The sequence below is a fragment of the Photorhabdus stackebrandtii genome (assembly GCF_011189495.1).
GTDB classification, from domain to species: Bacteria; Pseudomonadota; Gammaproteobacteria; order Enterobacterales; family Enterobacteriaceae; genus Photorhabdus; species Photorhabdus khanii.
Window position 1 is genome coordinate 1 of the sequence record NZ_PUJV01000021.1, and the last position, 19,149, is coordinate 19,149.

The following is a 19,149-nucleotide window of genomic DNA, read 5'->3' on the forward strand; positions in this document are numbered from 1 at the left end:
TCATTATAAAGACAGGTCACCGGGGGATTAACATGTTCCAGAACAAAGAACAATCGGGGTTCGCTGGCGCCGTCAATGACGGCATAGTGTTTTTCAGCGGCCATCAGTCGTTATCCTCCTTTGGACAGTGTGCAACAATTTGGTTAATTACCATACGAATGGGAGAATGGGAAAGGGAAGGAAGAATGCACTTATTTTCTTTTAATAACGAAATTTTATTCTGATCAAATTGAAGATTTTTTGCGGGATATAATAAATAACGATGAGAAATTTAATGGGTTAGAATTAACTGCCTCAATGTGATCAAGCGGAATTTATGACTTTAATTTGTAATTATTTGGCATTAAATAATAGTTAAATGGAAGTCAAAGATATATTTTGCTGATTAGACTAATAAGTGCAATTTTTCAGAAAGGGGCCAGTTGCTAGAGTCGGTATCTTTCCCACCACATGAAAACGCACTATGACCTATACACAACTAACCGAAACAGAAAGATACCCGCTTTCCAGTTTAAAAGAAGCGGGTTTTTCACAGTGTTTCATTGCTCAGTTACTTAAGCGAAGCCCGTCGACCATCAGCAGAGAATTGAAGAGAAACCAAGAAGTCCAGACATACTGCCCTGAACAGGCTCATTTTGAAGGGACTGGCTCGTCGTCATTTTGCTAAGAAAGCGGTGAAAATAACGCCGGAAGTCAAAAGATGGATAAAACGGTTAATTTGAAAAGACTTAAGTCCTGAACAAGTGGCTGATTATTTGAAGCAACATAAAGGGATATCTTTGCATCATGAGACGATTTATAGACTGATTTATCAAGATAAATTTGATATAAAAGATTTAATACCTCTGTATTCGTGATTTTAAATGATTATGGCAAGTTAGGTAAATGTAAAATAAGTGGAGTATAGAATCGCTGATAAATAAATATCACATGACAGGATAAATAAAGTGGAATCCTGCCATGTGATATTAATATGGTTTTGTTAAAAATCTTGGTTTAAAATTTCTATATAGCGGTTATAAGCATACACGCGATTGCGTTTTTGGCCGGTAAGTTCAGAGACCAATACGAGATCAGCCTGAGATAAGCGTTCCATAACCTTACCAATTGTTGCCGGTGTCAGCCCTGTAAGTTGCACCAATTTATTAATGTTGACGATAGGATGCTCAAATAACGCATCCAATATCTGGCTCGCTGAATTCTCTATACGCCCTAATGGCTGCAACAGTTTTTTGTGCTCACGGTGTAACTGATAAAGTTGTTGGGCGATATTGACTGCTTGTGTCGCTGTAGCCGTAATCGCATCAACAAAAAATAGTAACCACGCTTCCCAATCCCCAGTTATGCGGACTTGTTGCAGACGTTCATAGTAGGTTTGTCTATGTTTTTTAAAAAAGACGGATAGATACAGAAGAGGCTGACTCAAAACCTTTGCTTCCACCAAAATTAAGGGAATTAATAAGCGTCCTAACCGACCATTACCATCCATAAATGGATGGATAGTTTCAAACTGAACATGAGCTAAAGCTGCTTTTATCAATGGATCTGTCGGCTCAGGAACATCGTTAATAAACTTCTCCAATGCGGCCCAACAATCAGCCAATTCATTAGCCGGAGGCGGGATAAAAGTAGCTTCATCAGCACGATGACCACCGATCCACACTTGGTTTTGACGGAACTCTCCAGGTCCACGGCTTATACCTCTCCTTGATGTCATTAAAGCGGTATATAGTTCTTTGATTAAACGAAAAGTGATGGGATAGGACTCTTGAATACGTTGTACACCTAATGATAAAGCATTAACGTAACAAGATACCTCTTGTACATCATCCATTGGCACACCAGGCATCCCTTCCATTTCAAACAACATTAGATCGCTGAGGGACGATTGAGTACCTTCAATTTGAGAGGACATAACGGCTTCTTTACGGACGTAACTGTAAAGAAATAGATGCGCGTCTGGTAATAACGTACTAATCGCGTCTAATCGACCCAGTGCTAACATGGCCTCATTGATTCGTCGTTGCAATTTGCTATTAATATCAAGCGGCGGTACCGGTGGTAGAGGATGAGGCACAAAAGCCTGGCAGGCGACACCGCCAGCAATCTTGGGACATAGTGACCTGTAGATCCGCGTTGCAAGGTTTTTTACTCCTTATTCGCATAGCTTAAAGTTAAAATAAGACTGCACATTATTTTAACTTAAGGCTGAAGATAAAATAAGGAAAAGTGTTCTTTTAACTTTTGCAGGAATGTCTTAGGGGTCCTGGGATGAGTAGACCTACCCGGTCACCCAGGTAGGCCCCTCCTCAGAACCGGACTTGCAGAATTACCGCATCCAGCTCCCGACAGATCCGTGTCCCCACATCTATTTCGTTGAGGATCTGTTAGCTAGGCTGTTTTTGATTGCTGGTGATTTTTTGCACGTTTAGCTATAATGGCTATTCAAGCCATTTTAGACGGTAGGTGATGTATGGAAGTTATTCCCGCACAATTAGCTAAGAACCAGTTTGGTGATCTGCTTATGAAGGTGCAGCGTGAGCCTGTGGAAATTAGTAAGCATGGTAAGCGTGTGGCCGTGGTCATTTCTCCTGAAGAGTATGACCAGTTCGCGCAGCTCAAGCTACAGAGTTTAAAAGCCGTTCTGGCTGAATCTATTGCACAAGCTGACCGTGGCGAATTGCATAGTATTGATGATGTGTTTGCACCGTTGACGGCTGATGAGCTTGAGGGTAAGGCTTAAGGATGAGTGTTCGGTTTACTAAGAAGGCCAGAGAGCATATTCGTGCAATGAAACTCTATTCCATGCGCCGGTGGGGGGCGAATATCGCGGAGGCTTATGCAACTTCATTGCGTGTGACTATGACGGAAATTCTTGATCGTCACCCCTCGCCCGGTCGTGATCGTAGTGAAGATCTTCACTATGGTGTGCTGAGTTTTCCCGTTGAGAGCCACATTATTTACTATCGGGAAGTTCCGACTGGTATCGAAGTGTTGGCGGTGTTGCATCAGGCGCAAGATCCACATAAACATCTGTAATAGGGGTCTAGGGTGAGTAGGTAACACCGTTGATGGCGAAGCCTTTGAGATTAAGTCAATGCCATCCGCTTACCGAAACCGGCGATGCACAATTACTGAAAACCTGTTATGACTATATGGATGGGTTCAAACAGGTGATGGATAGAGTGCATCACTTGTCCAAATGGATTACATCTGCCAGCAGTACGCGGTTTTTTCCTATTTGCCAAACTGATGGAAATGCTGGCTCAGGGTATCGCTGAGGGCATTATCGGCGTTCCCTGGGATCTATATTTTAGTCAGAGAAAATCGAACCCGGTTTAGGCGATCTGATCGATCGCCAGACAGGACGTTTTCCCAATGGTAATGAGTTATTTTTCAACATTAATCAGCTCATTACAGTGGCTCCAAATTCAACATAAGAATCTTAGAGCGACGTTGGTAGTTGTATAGCACTTGTTTCTGAATTGGCAGCATTGAGATTTCCGCCGGTTCAAAACCCCGTTCCTGGAACCAGTGAATGCTGCGGGTAGTCAGGACGAAAAGTTTTTCCAATCCGAGCTGTTTCGCGTGATCTGTAATGCGGTTCATAAGTTCTTCACCTCTTAAAGAACTCCGGTATTTAGGATGAACCGCTAAACAAGCCATCTCCCCAATTTTCTCACCAGGATAGGGGTAAAGGGCAGCACAGGCGATAGTCAGGTTGTCGCGTTCAATAATGATGAATTGATCTATTTCTCTCTCAAGTTGTTCTCTTGAACGGCGAACCAAAATGCCTTGCTGTTCCAACGGACGAATAAGTTCGAGAATACCGCCGATGTCATTAATATTCGCTCTGCGTATTTGTTCCGCGCTCTCCATGACTATTTGAGTACCAATACCATCACGGGAGAATAATTCTTGAACCAGAGAACCATCTGCCTGATAACTCAATAAGTGGCTGCGGTGAACGCCACGACGGCAAGCTTTTATGGCACTCCGTAAAAAACAGGCTGTACCTGAATAATAGTCACCTTCAGCTTCCAGCTCTTTAATGAGATCTGGCGCCTGATTAAGAAAAATTTCAGATAGAATTTTTCCGTCTTTGCCTTGTACGCCTTGAGTAGAGCAGAAACCAATTAGTTTTTCAGCTTGTAGCTTGATAGCCAATTGAGTAGCAACTTCTTCAAATGACAGATTAAAACTCTCGCCGGTAACGGAAACTGCAACCGGACCAATGAGCACTATTGCACCATTGTCTAACTGACGATTTATAGCTGCCTCATCAATACGGCGAATTTTTCCACTGTGGCAATAATCCACACCATCATCAACACCAAGGGGTTGAGCAATAATAAAGTTACCGCTGACAACATTAATATTTGCTCCCTGTAACGGGGTATTATTCAGATTCATAGAAAGACGTGCAGTGATATCCAGTTGTAGTAAGCCAGCAGATTGTTTGACGAATTCTAATGTCTTATTATCGGTAACGCGGGTGTGTTTGTGGTAAATCGGTTCATAATGATGGGTTGCAAGGTTTTGTTCAATTTGAGGTCTGGCACCATAAACGACTATCAGCCGGATGCCTAAACTATGCAGTAATCCGATGTCGTTGATGATGTTCGGGAAGTTCTCGTGAGCAATAGCCTCTCCGCCAAGCATGATAACAAAAGTTTTGCCACGGTGTGCATTGATGTATGGAACCGAGTGGCGAAATCCCTCAACTAATTCGGTGCTGCGTTCTTTCATAACAGACCCTCGATTGAATTTTTATTCGTAATTTATGTATTTTTATTCCTTTTGAAAGAAAATGGCAAGAGGCAATTAAAACAAAAACATTGCGATATATATGTGGACGTGAATAATTTGCCAAATATAAAATACTTATTACTGATGGCAGCATAATGTTGGTTAGCGTTTTTCACTTGGTTGTTTCCTGAGTTGAATATCACCTTGAATATTTGTATTTTATGAATGGAATGAATAGTAGATGAGTCATTCAGATTTTAATCTGTCACGGCGTCGCTTGTTGCAGGGAGCCGCAGCAATGTGGTTGCTTAGTGTCAGCCAAGTGGGTTATGCAGCGTCATCAAAAATTATTGCGGTTCGTATTTGGCCTGCATCCAGTTATACCCGTGTGACTCTTGAGTCCAATATTCCACTCAAATATCGTCAGTTCACGCTGAAAAATCCAAACAGAATTGTGGTTGATCTCGAAGATGTGCAATTAAATCATACCCTAAAAGGTATGGGAGAGCAGGTTCAATCCCGCGATCCTTATCTTAAACTGGTCAGGACGGGGCAGTTTGATCCTAAAACGGTCCGTCTGGTGTTTGAAGTTAAACAATCGGTCAGCCCACATATGTTTACTTTGAAACCCGTGGCGGAATTTAAGCACCGTTTGGTTTTGGATATTTATCCCGCAGCGGGAGCAAATAAGGATGATGACCCATTACTTGCTCTGCTTGAAGAGTATAATAAAGGTAATTTGGCTGAAGACTTACCGGCAGAAATACCGAAGTCAGGTAAAGCAGGTAAAGACAGGCCAATTGTTATTATGCTCGATCCTGGGCATGGTGGGGAAGATCCCGGCGCTATCGGCAAATATAAAACCCGCGAGAAAGACGTTGTTCTGCAAATCGCCCGTCGATTGCGAACTATTATTCAGCGTGAACCGGGCATGAAAGTGTATATGACTCGTAATGAAGATGTGTTTATCCCGCTAAAAGTCCGGGTGGCAAAAGCACGTAAAATGCGGGCTGATTTATTTGTTTCTATTCATGCTGATGCCTTTTCTAACCGGGCTGCACGTGGCTCTTCGGTTTTTGCACTTTCTACTAAAGGCGCAACCAGTAATACCGCACGTTTTCTGGCCCAAACGCAAAATGAAGCTGACCAGATTGGTGGTGTAAGTAAAAGCGGTGATAAGTATCTGGATCATGCCATGTTTGATTTGCTACAGACTGCGACAATCAATGACAGCCTTAAATTTGGCAGTGAAGTGCTCAAGCGCATGGGTAAGGTGAATAAATTGCATAAGAACCGGGTGGATCAGGCTGGGTTTGCGGTACTGAAAGCACCGGATATCCCCTCTATTCTGGTAGAAACTGCGTTTATCAGTAACCTTGAAGAGGAACGAAAATTGAAAACAGCGCGCTTCCAGCAGCAGGTAGCGGAGTCCATTTTCGCCGGTATCAAAGCGTATTTTAGTAATGGTGGCAATGTAAACGTATCTTAGCGGATTATTTTTAACACTGAAAAGGGAAGGGAGGTTATTTTCTTTTAGCCTATACTCCCTTCCTCTGCTAGTGGGTAATGATCGGTTGAACTGCCAGGCGTAATCCCATGACACGCAGGATTGTGCTTAGATTTCTGACCTCTGGGTTGCCTTCGGCCGACAAGGTGCGATAGAGTTGGTTCGGATTCAACTCGGCTTCCTTGGCCACGTTACGAATGCCGCCGAAGGCTTTGGTCATTTGGCGAAGAGCAATCAGTAGCTCGGCTTGTTCTCTATCCTCAAGGATACTGTTGAGTAGCTCGATTGCGTAAGCTGGATTTTTGCGGAACACTTCGGCCATTGCGTCGTTGTGTGATCTGTCTTTCATTACTCGTTCTCCTATTTGTTGCTGTTTTTCCATTCGCGCCAGTATTCACTGGCTCGGGTTATGTCCGCGTCCTGCTTGCGTTTATCGCCGCCGCAGAGTAGCAGAACGATAGTTAAGCCAATAGACCCGATACCCTGGCCCTACGTCGATACGTAGTTCCCAGACACCTTCGGACAGGGGCTTGTGGTCGCCAAAGTTGCCCAGCTCCATGCGTATGAGGCGTCGGTCAATAGCAATTTGAGCCTTGGTGTCACGTACCTGTTCTCGCCATTCTCCGAAGAGGTCACGTCCGTTGTTGTCGATATAGTGTCGTATTTCGTTCATAGCTTTCGTTATCGTTTATAAACGATAACGAAAGCTCGAAATGACTATAGGTGGATATTCGTAATTGAACTGAGTACAGATAGGCAAATACGGTGGAGGTAAAACCATCCAGAAGTTGTTTTTGGAATTTGTATGCTGAAACGCATTAAGAATTGGTTGCGGGGGCCGGATTTGAACCAACGACCTTCGGGTTATGAGCCCGACGAGCTACCAAGCTGCTCCACCCCGCGTCCGTTTTGATACTTTGAATTGCAAAAATTGGTTGCGGGAGCCGGATTTGAACCGACGACCTTCGGGTTATGAGCCCGACGAGCTACCATGCTGCTCCATCCCGCGTCCGTTGAGAACCCATTTTTTCGTTTTCCTGCATTATTAATACCTGCCGGAATAGGTTCCTCATTCGCAAATATCGAACTATTTCATTGTGTTGGTTGCGGGGGCCGGATTTGAACCGACGGCCTTCGGGTTATGAGCCCGACGAGCTACCATGCTGCTCCACCCCGCGTCCGATGCGGGCACTATACTCAGGATCAGATCTGTTGCAAGTTTTTTTATTAAAAATTGTTTGTTTCGTTACTTTTTTGATTAGTTACTCTGCATGTTGGTGTTTTTGTATTCGTTTGTGTCGCTGTTTCATTAAGTCATTTTTTTGTAGTAAGTTTCATTATTTTTGTTGGTTTGGTATTGTTCGCCGTTAGGCAATGTCGGTAAGAGAGAAAGCAGCAATGACATTCTGGAGTAAGTATTTTCTGTGTGGGATCGTGATTTCACTGTTAGTTGGATGTCATTCCCGTCCAACAGCTCAGGGCCAACAATATAAAGATGGTCATATCACTCAGGATTTATTGCTGGTTAATCAGCCCAATGCTCAGGGCAGGCCGGTTAATGCTAAAGATTTTTCAGAGCAGGTTATGCTTATCAGTCAATCTGCTCCCCGCCTGTATAGCCGTAATAGCTCAACTTTTGACGCAGTTCAGAATTGGGTACTGGCTGGCGGTGCAACCAGTAAATTAAATTTGTTTAATTTACGCGCTTACCAGATGGAAGGTGTGGATAATTACGGTAATGTCCAATTCACGGGTTATTATACGCCGGTGTTACAGGCCCGCCGCGTTAAACAGGGGGAGTTTAGATATCCCTTGTACCGTATGCCGTCTAAAAGCAGATATCATTTACCAAGCCGGGCTGCGATATACAATGGCGCCCTCAGTTCCAACCTGATCATTGGCTATAGTAATTCTCTGATTGATAATTTTATTATGGAAGTGCAGGGCAGTGGTTATGTCGATTTTGGTGACGGCGAGCCGCTGACCTTTTTGAGTTATGCGGGTAAGAATGGACAGGCTTATCGGAGTATTGGCAGGCTGCTGGTTGAACGCGGAGAAATCGCGCAGAAAGATATCTCTATGCTGGCGATTCGCAAATGGGCTGAATCGCACAGTGAGGCAGAGGTTCGTAAGCTGCTAGAACAGAATCCATCATTTGTCTTTTTTAAACCCGAAGTGTATGCCTCGGTGCGGGGAGCGAGTAGCGTTCCTCTGATTGCAAAAGCCGCTGTGGCCGCTGATAAAATGCTTGTTCCACCAGGAACAACATTGCTGGCGGAGATACCTTTGCTGGATAACCAGGGTAAATTTACCGGTCAGTACCAGATGCGCCTGATGATTGCACTGGATGTCGGCGGCGCAATAAAGGGACATCATTTCGATATCTATCATGGTATTGGTGATGAGGCTGGTATCGCAGCGGGTTTCTATAATCACTACGGCCGGGTTTGGGTGCTGAAAGAAGAGCAGCCTGTTATGCTAACGGTAAATCAGTAATTCCTTTCCACAAATTTTATAACAGGTTTTCAGGATTGATATTCAGTGATGCAAACTTCTCTTTCTGATGCATATATGCAGCGCTTTGCGGGTACAGCCCGTTTATATGGCCAAAAAGCGCTTTCTTTGTTTTCTCATTCCCATGTTTGTGTCGTGGGTATCGGTGGGGTGGGTTCCTGGGCAGCCGAGGCGTTAGCTCGTACAGGAATAGGCGCGATTACCCTGATTGATATGGATGATGTCTGTATCACTAACACTAATCGCCAGTTGCATGCTTTAAAACAGCATATTGGACAACCAAAAACGGAAGTGATCGCTGAACGTATTCTGGCGATTAATCCTGAGTGTAAAGTAACGTGTATTGATGATTTTCTCACGCCGGATAATGTTGCAGAGATGATGGCGGTTGGATTCAGTTATGTCATTGATGCGATCGATAGTGTCAGGCCAAAAGCGGCGCTGTTGGCTTATTGTCGTCGTTATAAAATTCCGTTGGTAACAACTGGTGGGGCGGGTGGACAACTTGACCCTACACAAATTCAGGTTATTGATTTGGCGAAAACGATTCAGGACCCTTTAGCGGCTAAATTACGGGAAAGGCTGAAATCTGATTATCACGTTGTGAAGAACGGTAAAGGCAAGTTGGGAATTGATTGTGTGTTCTCAACTGAGCAGTTGGTTTATCCACAGAGTGATGGCTCTGTTTGTGCCGCTAAAAGTACCGCGGAGGGGACGAAACGCATGGATTGCGCATCGGGTTTTGGTGCCGCAACAATGGTCACGGCGACATTCGGATTTGTTGCGGTTTCCCATGTTCTGAAAAAGATGGTTGCTAAAGCTCAACGTCAGGGGGCGCTTTAGTATAATTTTTTGCGGTGTTTTGCACCGTATGAATCAGCAATTTCACGCCGTTCAACCGTGAGCCGCTTAACTGTTGCTCCAGCCCAAGTTGGTGGAGCAGCGTCAACAGGTTAGTTTCCAAAACTTGTTGCGGTGTTTTTCCTTCCACCGCGGTCAATATCACCGCCAGCAAGCCTTTGACAATGCGGCCTTCGCTATCGCCATAAAAATGCAGATAACCATCTGACAGTAATTGATGTCCTAACCAAACCCGGTTTTCACAGCCAGACATTTCGATATCTTGTTGTTTCAAGTTATCAGGTAGTGTAGGCAGTTTCTTGGACAGCAGGATTAACTGGCGATAGCGATCTTCCCATTGGCGGCATTGGTTAAATGTTTCAACTAGCTGTTGTTGGCTAATTTCCTTGCCAAATGGATGTGGTGCGGTCAGGTTTTTTGCGGCTTGAGCCATATTTTATTCATCCTGTAACAGAGAAAGGCCGAATTTTACTGCCTGAACGAAAGAATCGGCATCCTGTTGATTGTTATAAGGCATAAAAGAGGCACGCAAACAACCGTTGATACCTAAAGCCTCGAGCAGTGGTTGAGCGCAATGCTGACCGGAGCGTAAGGCAATATTTTGTTCTGCTAAAATAGCCGCCAGATCACTGTGATGAATATCGGCAAAATTAAAAGCCAACAGGCTGGAACCGGCAATGCGATAACTGATAAATCCGGGTAAAGCGGAAAGTTGGTGTTCGGTATAGTCAGTGAGTGTGACGGCATGGGCTTCAGCTTTGACGATATCAATATCTTTTAGCCATTCCAACGTGGCAGAAAAACCAATAACACCGGCAACATTCGGTGTCCCCGCTTCAAACCTGAATGGTACAGCTTCCGGTGTGAAACCGCTGAATGAAGCGTGGGTAAGCATTTTTCCGCCGCCTTGCCAGGGAGACATCGCATCAAGTAACTCACTTTTGCCATAAAGTACACCAACGCCATTTGAACTATAGAGCTTATGAGCGGAAAACGCGTAGAAATCAATGTCAGATTGCTGAACATCAACGGGATTGTGAACAACTCCTTGAGCACCATCAACAACGACCAGACAATCATGTTGGCGCGCTATTTTTGTTATTGCAGTCAGATCGACAGCTCCGCCGGTCACATTAGACATTTGACTGATTGCTATCAATTGGCTGCGTTTGTTCAGGAGTTCAGGCAGCGTGTTGATATCCGGCAATTTTCTGTTGCCTAAAGGCCATTTAATCACTCTGGCACCGATTTGTTCCGCCAGCATTAACCAAGGGATCAGGTTGGAATGGTGCTCCTGCTCACTAACGATAATTTCATCTCCGGGCTGGAGATAGTAACGGAAATAATTTTGGGCAACCAGATTGATAGACTCTGTTGTACCTTTTGTCCAGATAATATTTTCAGCTTTTGGAGCATTGATGAGTTCAGCAACCTGTTGCCGGGCATTTTCATAGCGAGAGGTGATTTCCAGCGCTGTATGGTGTTGGCTGCGATGTACAGTAGTACCACTGTATTGATAATAATCCTGAGTTACCTTTATCATGGCTTGTGGTTTCAGGGCCGTTGCTGCACTATCCAGGAATACAGTTTGTTGTTGCAGGGCTGGGAATTGTTGGCGGAACTGTTCTGGTTCGAACTTTTTCATAGTGTTTTAATTAGGTTTCGTGGTTATTGATCAGATTATTCTATTGGTGATGATCCGCTTGCTTCTGGCTGAAAATGGATAGGTTGTTACATTGAATAATATTGCCATGTTCCCGCTATTATGACAAAAAAAGCACCGCAATCGCGGTGCATTAAAAATCACTATGGACAGACAGGGTAAATGTACAGGAAGTGAAAAAAACAGTAGCCTAAGCTACACAGTCCGGTTTCCCAGACAACTTGCAAACACAACATCACAACCACAAAGCCAAAAGTTTCATAGTGTTACAACTAATTCACTTTTCGTTCCGGCTTAGGAAGTGGCGCCACTATAGGGATTTACTGGTGTATCCTCAATGGACAATTTATAATGATTCGGATTACAAAAACTAATAACTAAATATAAAGAGTTACCGGTATCACCAACATTGTATAAAGGTTCACATGTCCAAACGTTTACCACCACTGAATGCGTTGCGGGTTTTTGATGCTGCGGCGCGTCATTTGAGTTTTACTAAGGCGGCTGAAGAGTTATTTGTGACGCAGGCCGCAGTTAGCCACCAGATGAAAAGTCTGGAGGATTTCCTTGGCTTGAAGTTGTTTCGTCGTCGCAACCGATCATTATTGTTGACTGAAGAGGGGCAAAGCTACTATCTGGATATTAAAGAAATATTCACATCAATAAATGAAGCAACGTGTAAACTTCAGGCACGAAGTGCTAAAGGTGCTTTGACTGTCAGTCTTTCACCCAGTTTTGCTATTCAGTGGTTGGTTCCAAGGTTGTCTGGCTTTAATTTAGCTTATCCGGGAATTGATGTCAGGATACAGGCGGTAGACAGAGAAGAAGATAAACTCGCTGATGATGTTGATGTTGCTATCTTTTATGGTCGTGGAAACTGGCCGGGGTTGCGAACGGATCGTCTTTATGCGGAATATTTGCTCCCCGTTTGCGCACCTTCGCTACTGACTGGGGAAAACCCTTTGAAAATTCCCGCAGATTTGGCACGACATACATTGTTACACGATTCTTCCCGCCGTGACTGGCAGGCTTATATACGCCAGCTTGATATGCAGCAGCAGATAAATGTTCAGCAAGGTCCTATATTCAGCCATAGTGCAATGGTGATCCAGGCCGCGGTTCATGGTCAGGGGATTGCATTGGCAAATAATGTTATGGCTCGGACTGAAATTGATGCCGGGCGTTTAGTGTGTCCATTTAATGATGTGTTAGTGAGTAAGAATGCATTTTACCTTGTCTGTCATGACAATCAGGCTGAGGTAGGGAAAATCGCGGCATTCCGGCAATGGGTGCTGGCACAGGCAGCCAGTGAGCAGGAGAAACTGGGCTTTATTACCAATGAATAAGAAAAGCATAAGGTATTCGGGCTGTAAGAGCTCTCAAATATAATGTGAAAAAGGAAGATAACAGTGAATAGTCGTTTAATGCTTATCTTTGCTGGCTTCAGTGGTTTTTTCTATGTGGCGTTTGGTGCTATTGGGACGCATTTCTTATCCCCTATGATGGCAAAATATCAGATAAGTTGGATTGATCTCGGTCTGCAATATCAAGGTATCCACACTCTGGCAATGATGGCGATGTCTGCCATGCTGATGCGTAAAGTTATTCTCTGGTTTTACTGGAGCGGGGTCTTTTTCGCGGTAGGCATTTTGTTGTTTAGTGGCAGCCTCTATTGTATGGCCTTATTGCAGATTAAATTTTTTGCTTATATTACTCCAGTTGGAGGACTCAGCTTTCTTATCGGCTGGTTCTTAGTGTTAATCGGCGCTTTGCGTCTAAGGAAATCGGCGCTTTGCCATGAATAAAATTGCTTTATATTGCCGCCCTGGTTTTGAAAAAGAGTGTGCAGCAGAAATCACCGATAAAGCGGGTCAAAAAGAGATTTACGGTTTTTCCCGGGTGAAAGAGAACAGTGGTTATGTCTTGTTTGAGTGTTATCAACATGAAGATGCGGATCGCCTTATTCGTGAGATATCATTCCGGGGGTTGATTTTTGCCCGTCAAATGCTGGTCGTGGGAGAATTATTGCGGGATTTATCTCCTGAAGATCGGATAAGCCCGATTATTGGTATGTTACAGGGTGTCATGGAACGTGCCGGTGAATTGCGGGTTGAAGTGCCTGATACCAACGAAAGCAAAGAGCTACTGAAATTTTGCCGGAAATTCACTGTTCCGCTGCGTAATGCGATGCGTCAGGAAAAGATCTTGCAGATGAGAGAAAATGCTAACCGCCCGGTAATACACGTTTTCTTTATTGCTCCGGGTTGTTGTTATGTTGGTTATTCTTACAGTAATAATAACTCACCGTTTTATATGGGCATTCCCCGGCTGAAATTTCCTTCAGATGCACCGAGTCGCTCAACATTGAAACTGGAAGAAGCTTTTCATGTTTTCATTCCTTATGACGAATGGGAAGAGCGTCTGGCGAGTGGTTTGTATGCTGTCGATTTGGGCGCGTGCCCTGGGGGCTGGACTTATCAACTGGTGAAACGCAGTATGATGGTTCATGCTGTAGATAATGGCCCGATGGCGGAAAGTTTGATGGATACGGGGCAGGTTAAACATCACAAAGTTGACGGTTTTAAGTTTGTACCTTCGACAAAAAATATTTATTGGTTGGTGTGTGATATGGTGGAAAAACCAGCGAAAGTAACTCAGCTAATGGCAGATTGGTTGGTTAATGGCTGGTGCCGGGAAGCTATTTTTAATCTTAAATTACCAATGAAAAAGCGTTATGAAGAAGTGGCGCATAATTTGCAGAAAATGGATCTGCAATTAAAGGAAAATGGTATTAATGCGCAAATTCAAGCAAAGCATCTATACCATGACAGGGAAGAAATAACCGTTCATGTCCGCCGTATTTGGTCTGCTTATGCAGCCAACCGGGATGATTATTAATTCACTTATGTTCATCTGCATCCCGGAATAAATTCTGAAAATAAAGCTTCCTAAATCGCCTCAAATATTCTGAGGCGATTTCATTTTTCAGTATTAGTTGACATTATTGTATTTTATTTCTCATTTTTATGTGGAATAAAAGTAGTGTAATAAAATGATTTATCTCATTTATTCAACAAAGAAACTATTGCACCATATTCTATGGTAAGGTCATCATGATTTAATGTAATAATTAATATTGTGTGATTTTTATCTGGTAAATTTTGGTTTTTTACTTGACTTAAGGTAAATAATAAATTCAATATGTCATTGTGATTGTTTGATGATATATTGGTTTAATATGAAAGAATTAAATGCATTAAGGTTGTAAATTATAATTGTAATCTTGGTTTCTTTTATGAATATATATTAATTGGGTGTCTATTTTATATTGGTTAATTCTGATGTTTTATTGAGATATTTTCTTTCTATTAAATGGTCGTTGCGATAGATATTCAGATAAATATAATATTCTTTCAATGCACGTAACAAAATGTTAATTGTTTGTTTCTATATTCTATTTTTAATTTTACTCAATCAACTATACTGATGTCTCTGTCTGTTATTTAAAAATCATAAATATAGTTTAATTGTATTTGGATGAAGCTATTAAGAAGAAAGAAAATATTAAATTTCCTGTTATATATATTTTATTTATTGATTTCGTAGGGTTGTTGTTGCCTTGATTAATAATAACATGTTGGTTTTGTATGGATATGCCCTAACTCAATTTACTTTCAGGCGCCACAGAATGCCTGGCATTGCAAGCATAGGGTGTTTTTTATTTCGTATTTGGTCTGTTTATTTGGCTGGTAGTGATAATTTCTAATTATAATTATTTATAAGAACTTTATAAAATTTTTAAATTTTACTTTATGGATAATTAAATAATAGATAATTTAGCTATAATAAAATATCAATAGGAAATTAGAGGTGTTTTTTTTGTCTTAAATAGTTATGTGATATAAAACAATCGCTTATTTGTTTTATGTTATTTTTATCACGTTTATATTAAAAAAATATGCTAATTGCTTTTTACATAATTAACTTTAGTGTTACGTTTGTGTGAAAGGGATTTTCATTGTTATTTGTGTGGCCAGGAGGGCCTATTGTTCTCAGGTTTTATTGACTTGTATTTAATTAAATAAAAAGGTTTTTATATTCTAAGTCCTGCATTTATGGAGAGATATATGTCTTTAAAGAAGAAAATTTCATACTCGGAACTTATCGGCTCTGCAAAGGCAAATGAGCTTCAGGCACAGTTACAGGCTTATGTACCAGGCAAGGATCCTAATATTGTTGTTGAGCATGAGCCAAGTAAAAATGCTGCAAAAGAATTAATTCGAGGTGATTATCGCTGGGGGCATCAGGGCGACGATAAATCGGAAGCTTTCCAATTAACTTATAGTTTCCTGGAGAGTAAACCGGAGAATATGCCTTGGCATATTTCTGGGTTTTCATCATTTAATGAAGAACAAAGAGCTGCTGCGAAACTATCAATACAATCCTGGGCTGATGTCGCTAATATTAATTTCACTGAAACAACTGATTCGGATAAGGCCCACGTTACCTTTGGTTTCTTTGACGTTAGTTTGACCGGGAGCTACGCGTTTGCTTATCTTCCCAGTCCTGAATCGAAACAATCAGGAACCTGGTATAACCTGAAAAGTCACACTTTCTCAGAAAATGATATTGGCGTAAATGGTTATGGTCGTCAGACTTTTACTCATGAAATCGGCCATACACTGGGGTTAGAGCACCCCGCTGCATATAATGCGTCTGATAAGGAAAGACCGACTTATAAGAAGAGCGCCACCTATTTTGAAGATAGCCGCGCTTATACTGTCATGAGTTATTTCGGTGAAAAAAATACCGGGCAGGACTTTAAAGGTATTTATTCTTCCGCTCCATTACTTAACGATATTTCAGCCATTCAAGAAGTGTATGGCGTTAATAATACAACCCGTACAGATGACACGGTATATGGTTTTAATTCCAACACCGATCGTGATTTCTATACTGCAAAAGATGCAGATAGCAAGTTATTGTTCACCGCTTGGGATGCGGGTGGTAATGATACGTTTGATTTTTCTGGTTTTACGCAGGATCAGCGCATCAATCTGAACGAAGCTTCCTTCTCAGATGTTGGTGGCCTGAAAGGAAACGTCTCTATTGCCCGTGGCGTGACGATTGAAAATGCGATTGGTGGCAGTGGTAATGACATTCTGATCGGGAATGACGCTGAGAATATTCTGAAGGGGGGGGCCGGTGATGACATTATCTACGGTGGCCTGGGCGCAGATCAGCTTTGGGGCGGGGAAGGCAAAGATACATTTGTTTACCTGAGCGCTAAAGAATCACCACCTCTTGAGCGTGATTGGATCCATGACTTTGTTTCCGGTGAGGACAAAATTGATGTGTCGTTGTTTGATCTGGGTGAAGCAGGGAAAGGTGGCGTTAAATTTGTCAGGGAATTTACTGGCGAAGTTGGAGAAGCAGTGCTTCGCTATGATACGGTTAATAAGGTGAATGATTTCGCTATTAATCTGGGCGATAAATTCTCCTACGATGATTTTTGGGTGAAAATTGTTGGAGAGCCGATATTAGAGTCCGATTTCATCCTTGCATAACATAGCAACACAACCGCACCTGACTGGGTGCGGTTATTCGTTTGGAGGTGGAATGATTTTTTCAGCCTGGTATCTGAAATTTGTATTCTTTGTTGCTCTTGCATTCAGCATCATCGGAGGAAGTATGGCAAGTAGTCTTCATCTCCCGCACGCCGGTGAATTAAAAGGCGTGTGGCAACTGTCGGATAAGCATCAGCAATGTGATGTGTCGTTGACTGATCAACCATTACCTGAGGGTTCAATTTGGTCACTTAACGGTGATAGCGCCTGCTTGACCGATATGTTTGGCGAAGTACCTGCCGGGTGGCGGCCTACTCCTGATGGCATCACGATTACCGATGAACAGGGCAGTGGTTTGGCTTTCTTCGCTCAGGAGTCAGATGGCTGGTTTGCCCGCTTTGCTGGTGGCCGGGAATTGATGATGAAGCCCAATAAGAAAAGTGGATAGGGCGGGGAACGTTAACGTCAGATGGCGATTTTTTTAGAAAGATAAAAAAATGTATCAAACAGTTGTTAAGGAAATACTGTGAAATTACATCTCCCGAAGGATGAAATTACTGATGTTATTCGTGCCCGTAGCCGGGTGTTCTGGACTATCGGGTTGTTCACTGCCTTTATTAACCTGCTGATGTTGGTTCCATCTGTTTATATGTTGCAGGTTTATGACAGAGTATTGCCATCGGGCAATGAAATCACTTTGCTGATGTTGACTCTGATTACTCTTGGCATGTTTACCATGATGGGTATGCTGGAATATATCCGCAGCATGATTGTTATTCGTATCGGTAGTCAGCTTGATATGAAGTTGAATAATCGTGTTTATACCGCATCTTATGAATCAAATCTGAAAAATGGCACAACAGATGCGGGTCAGATGCTCAATGATTTGGCAAATATCCGCCAGTTTTTAACCGGCAATGCTTTGTTTGCTTTCTTTGATGCTCCCTGGTTTCCAATCTATCTGTTGGTTATTTTTCTTTTTAACCCTTGGCTTGGTTTGCTGGCATTAGTAGGTGCTCTGGTATTAATTGCCCTTGCTGCGTTGAATCAATGGTTATCAAGTCAGCCTTTATCTGAAGCAAGTCAACTCTCTCTGCGTTCAGCCAGCCTTGCCAGCACTAATTTACGTAACGCAGAAGTGATAGAGGCGTTAGGCATGTTGCCGGTGCTTCGCCGGAGATGGTTTGGGTTGCATGAACGTTTTCTGAATTTCCAGCGCATTGCCAGTGAACGGGCTTCTGTGATTAATTCAGTCACTAAAACCGTGCGTATGGCATTACAGTCGCTGATCCTCGGATTAGGGGGCTGGTTGGCGATTGATGGGCATATTACGCCGGGGATGATGATTGCGGCTTCAATTCTGATGGGGCGTGCACTTTCACCGATTGAACAACTTATTCAAGCCTGGAAAGGTTGGAATGGTGCCCGTTTATCATGGCAGCGGTTAACAAACCTACTGGAACAACAACCGGAACGGAAACCGGGAATGTCATTACCTGCACCAAAAGGTAATTTGGCGGTGGATAAAGTTTCCGCAGCGCCTCCGGGAAGAAACAGCAAAGTTGTTTTACAGGATATCAGCTTTACGCTGGATGCAGGAGATGTGCTGGGATTAATTGGCCCTAGTGCTTCCGGGAAATCGACCCTTGCCAGGTTACTTGTCGGCATATGGCCGGCACAGGAAGGTGTTGTACGCCTGGATAATGCCGATATTTATCAATGGAATAAAGATGAACTGGGTTCCTCAATAGGCTATTTGCCGCAAGATATTGAGCTGTTTGGCGGCACTATTGCTGAGAACATTGCCCGTTTTAATGTAGTGGAGCCGGAAAAGGTCGTTAAGGCGGCACAGAAAGCGGGTGTTCATGAGCTGGTATTGGCTCTTGATAAGGGTTATGACACGGTTATTGGTGCCGGAGGCGTGGGTTTATCGGGTGGGCAGAAGCAGCGAATTGGTCTTGCTCGTGCATTATATGATGAGCCGTCATTAGTGGTCTTGGATGAGCCTAATTCCAGCCTGGATGAAGCAGGGGAAAGAGCACTGAATGAGGCGATTTCTCAGCTAAAAGCGCAAGGAAAAACAGTGATTGTGATTACTCACCGCATGTCATTGTTGTCACAGACAAACAAAATATTGCTGCTGGTTCAGGGAAAAATGAAGATGTTTGGCTCATCTCAGCAGGTGATAGCGGCTTTATCGCAACAAAATCAGGAACATTCTGCGGCCAAGGCAGTAGCACAGGCATCATAAGTAAATAGGCATTCAATCATAATAATATTAAATAGCT

At 43.0% G+C, this 19,149-nt stretch carries 17 protein-coding genes, 3 tRNA genes and 2 pseudogenes; 13 read left to right on the top strand and 9 right to left on the bottom strand.

Annotation, left to right across the window (positions count from 1 at the left end):
- Positions 1-463: 463 nt before the first annotated feature.
- Positions 464-839: pseudogene (locus C5470_RS15830) on the top strand (transposase); the annotation flags it as partial.
- A 143-nt stretch (positions 840-982) separates the two neighbouring features.
- Here C5470_RS15830 and C5470_RS15835 read toward each other — a convergent pair.
- Entirely contained in the window at positions 983-2,077 is a 1,095-nt protein-coding gene (locus tag C5470_RS15835) for a Fic/DOC family N-terminal domain-containing protein (protein ID WP_207627017.1), read from the bottom strand.
- A gap of 396 nt (positions 2,078-2,473) precedes the next feature.
- Between C5470_RS15835 and C5470_RS15840 the strand changes: the two genes are divergently transcribed.
- Genes C5470_RS15840 through C5470_RS15850 form a run of 3 tightly spaced genes read left to right on the top strand, consistent with a single transcriptional unit; the run spans position 2,474 to position 3,281 of the window.
- Positions 2,474-2,743 (top strand): type II toxin-antitoxin system Phd/YefM family antitoxin, encoded by a 270-nt coding sequence (locus C5470_RS15840; protein ID WP_152964129.1) that lies wholly within the window; start codon positions 2,474-2,476, stop codon positions 2,741-2,743.
- A 2-nt stretch (positions 2,744-2,745) separates the two neighbouring features.
- Positions 2,746-3,039 carry a type II toxin-antitoxin system RelE/ParE family toxin gene (locus C5470_RS15845; protein ID WP_152964128.1) on the top strand — a complete coding sequence of 98 codons (294 nt, stop codon included), beginning with the start codon at positions 2,746-2,748 and terminating at the stop codon, positions 3,037-3,039.
- A gap of 32 nt (positions 3,040-3,071) precedes the next feature.
- A complete protein-coding gene (locus C5470_RS15850) occupies positions 3,072-3,281 on the top strand; it encodes a hypothetical protein (RefSeq protein ID WP_242688043.1) in 210 nt (69 codons plus the stop codon).
- A gap of 133 nt (positions 3,282-3,414) precedes the next feature.
- Here C5470_RS15850 and argA read toward each other — a convergent pair whose 3' ends face one another.
- Entirely contained in the window at positions 3,415-4,749 is a 1,335-nt protein-coding gene (gene argA, locus C5470_RS15855) for an amino-acid N-acetyltransferase (protein WP_166290585.1), read from the bottom strand.
- 241 nt (positions 4,750-4,990) lie between these two features.
- Between argA and amiC the strand changes: the two genes are divergently transcribed.
- Positions 4,991-6,238 (top strand): N-acetylmuramoyl-L-alanine amidase AmiC, encoded by a 1,248-nt coding sequence (gene amiC, locus C5470_RS15860; RefSeq protein WP_166290587.1) that lies wholly within the window; start codon positions 4,991-4,993, stop codon positions 6,236-6,238.
- Positions 6,239-6,305: 67 nt separating this feature from the next.
- On the opposite strand, the gene C5470_RS15865 is transcribed toward amiC, so the two are convergent.
- The 5 genes and pseudogenes from C5470_RS15865 to C5470_RS15885 form a co-directional block, all read right to left on the bottom strand.
- Complete coding sequence (locus C5470_RS15865; RefSeq protein ID WP_166290589.1) at positions 6,306-6,605, bottom strand: helix-turn-helix domain-containing transcriptional regulator; 300 nt, start codon at positions 6,603-6,605, stop codon at positions 6,306-6,308.
- Positions 6,606-6,616: 11 nt separating this feature from the next.
- Positions 6,617-6,929, bottom strand: a pseudogene (locus C5470_RS15870) (type II toxin-antitoxin system RelE/ParE family toxin).
- A 153-nt stretch (positions 6,930-7,082) separates the two neighbouring features.
- Positions 7,083-7,159, bottom strand: a tRNA-Met gene (locus C5470_RS15875).
- A gap of 29 nt (positions 7,160-7,188) precedes the next feature.
- Positions 7,189-7,265, bottom strand: a tRNA-Met gene (locus C5470_RS15880).
- A 92-nt stretch (positions 7,266-7,357) separates the two neighbouring features.
- Positions 7,358-7,434 (bottom strand) — tRNA-Met (locus C5470_RS15885).
- A gap of 220 nt (positions 7,435-7,654) precedes the next feature.
- On the opposite strand from C5470_RS15885, the gene mltA reads away from it, so the two are divergent.
- Both mltA and tcdA read left to right on the top strand, forming a co-directional pair.
- Complete coding sequence (mltA, locus tag C5470_RS15890; RefSeq protein WP_166290674.1) at positions 7,655-8,752, top strand: murein transglycosylase A; 1,098 nt, start codon at positions 7,655-7,657, stop codon at positions 8,750-8,752.
- Between the two features lie 48 nt (positions 8,753-8,800).
- Positions 8,801-9,613, top strand: coding sequence for a tRNA cyclic N6-threonylcarbamoyladenosine(37) synthase TcdA (gene tcdA, locus C5470_RS15895; RefSeq protein WP_166290676.1), 813 nt, complete (start codon positions 8,801-8,803; stop codon positions 9,611-9,613).
- On the opposite strand, the gene csdE is transcribed toward tcdA, so the two are convergent.
- Together csdE and csdA are read right to left on the bottom strand one after the other, a co-directional pair.
- A complete protein-coding gene (csdE, locus tag C5470_RS15900; protein WP_166290591.1) occupies positions 9,585-10,064 on the bottom strand; it encodes a cysteine desulfurase sulfur acceptor subunit CsdE in 480 nt (159 codons plus the stop codon). The genes tcdA and csdE overlap by 29 nt on opposite strands.
- A 3-nt stretch (positions 10,065-10,067) precedes the next feature.
- Positions 10,068-11,276: a cysteine desulfurase CsdA gene (gene csdA / locus C5470_RS15905; protein WP_166290592.1), complete on the bottom strand. Its 1,209-nt coding sequence runs from the start codon at positions 11,274-11,276 to the stop codon at positions 10,068-10,070.
- 443 nt (positions 11,277-11,719) lie between these two features.
- Here csdA and C5470_RS15910 point away from each other — a divergent pair, with 443 nt between their 5' ends.
- The 6 genes from C5470_RS15910 (at position 11,720) to C5470_RS15935 (ending at position 19,112) form a co-directional block, all read left to right on the top strand.
- Positions 11,720-12,640, top strand: a complete 921-nt coding sequence (locus tag C5470_RS15910; protein WP_166290594.1) for a transcriptional regulator GcvA — start codon at positions 11,720-11,722, stop codon at positions 12,638-12,640.
- A gap of 63 nt (positions 12,641-12,703) precedes the next feature.
- Positions 12,704-13,099 (top strand): DUF423 domain-containing protein, encoded by a 396-nt coding sequence (locus tag C5470_RS15915; RefSeq protein ID WP_166290618.1) that lies wholly within the window; start codon positions 12,704-12,706, stop codon positions 13,097-13,099.
- Entirely contained in the window at positions 13,092-14,192 is a 1,101-nt protein-coding gene (gene rlmM, locus C5470_RS15920; protein WP_166290620.1) for a 23S rRNA (cytidine(2498)-2'-O)-methyltransferase RlmM, read from the top strand. The genes C5470_RS15915 and rlmM overlap by 8 nt, the downstream gene beginning before the upstream one ends.
- Positions 14,193-15,409: 1,217 nt before the next feature.
- The gene (prtA, locus tag C5470_RS15925) at positions 15,410-16,861 is read left to right on the top strand and encodes a serralysin (RefSeq protein ID WP_278249194.1); all 1,452 of its coding nucleotides are present in this window, start codon (positions 15,410-15,412) and stop codon (positions 16,859-16,861) included.
- A 52-nt stretch (positions 16,862-16,913) separates the two neighbouring features.
- Positions 16,914-17,309 (top strand): protease inhibitor Inh/omp19 family protein, encoded by a 396-nt coding sequence (locus C5470_RS15930; protein ID WP_207627018.1) that lies wholly within the window; start codon positions 16,914-16,916, stop codon positions 17,307-17,309.
- A 78-nt stretch (positions 17,310-17,387) separates the two neighbouring features.
- Positions 17,388-19,112 carry a type I secretion system permease/ATPase gene (locus C5470_RS15935; RefSeq protein ID WP_166290624.1) on the top strand — a complete coding sequence of 575 codons (1,725 nt, stop codon included), beginning with the start codon at positions 17,388-17,390 and terminating at the stop codon, positions 19,110-19,112.
- Positions 19,113-19,149 lie beyond the last annotated feature (37 nt).